1 pseudogene is annotated in these 535 nt (G+C 39.1%); it reads left to right on the top strand.

From position 1 onward, the window contains the following. Positions 1-76: 76 nt before the first annotated feature. A pseudogene (locus tag CEV08_RS09350) lies at positions 77-535 on the top strand (hypothetical protein); the annotation flags it as partial.

Below are 535 nucleotides of genomic sequence, written 5' to 3'. Positions count from 1 at the left end.
TATGAAAATAACATAAGGCAAAAAATATAAAAAAAGCTTTTTAAAAAACAAATTTAAAAACTTGAAAGGAACATGCATGAAAAAAAGATCCCCCTCCCCTAGAATAGTCGAAATGATGCAAAAATTTCAACAACAGGATGAACAATCCCTCACCAACCCTCCCCAAGGTTTTCAAAGCACGCAAGCCGCCACAATCCCCCTCAGCACAGAAAATCCAGAGGACCCCTCCACGCATACAAAAAAAGCTCCATCAAAACCACCACGTGCAAAAGATAGAGAACAAAATACATCAACAACTCAAGAGAGAAAAAATCTCTATGAAACCTCTACGACACAAACGTCTCTACACATGAAAGACGCAGAGCAAACCAGTATAGAAGTCCCAAAACCTGAAACCATCGCCCCAAGCGTTAGGTCAAAAACACCAAGTGAACAATCAGGATCATCTAACGAACCAAAAACATCTATTAATCCAATGGAAAAAAGGATATTGCTCGAAGCACATCAAGAAGGAATACGCTTTTTGTGCAACAAG

This window comes from Bartonella tribocorum, assembly GCF_002778015.1.
In the GTDB taxonomy this organism is placed as follows: domain Bacteria; phylum Pseudomonadota; class Alphaproteobacteria; order Rhizobiales; family Rhizobiaceae; genus Bartonella; species Bartonella tribocorum_B.
This window is presented reverse-complemented; position numbering and strand designations above follow the sequence as displayed.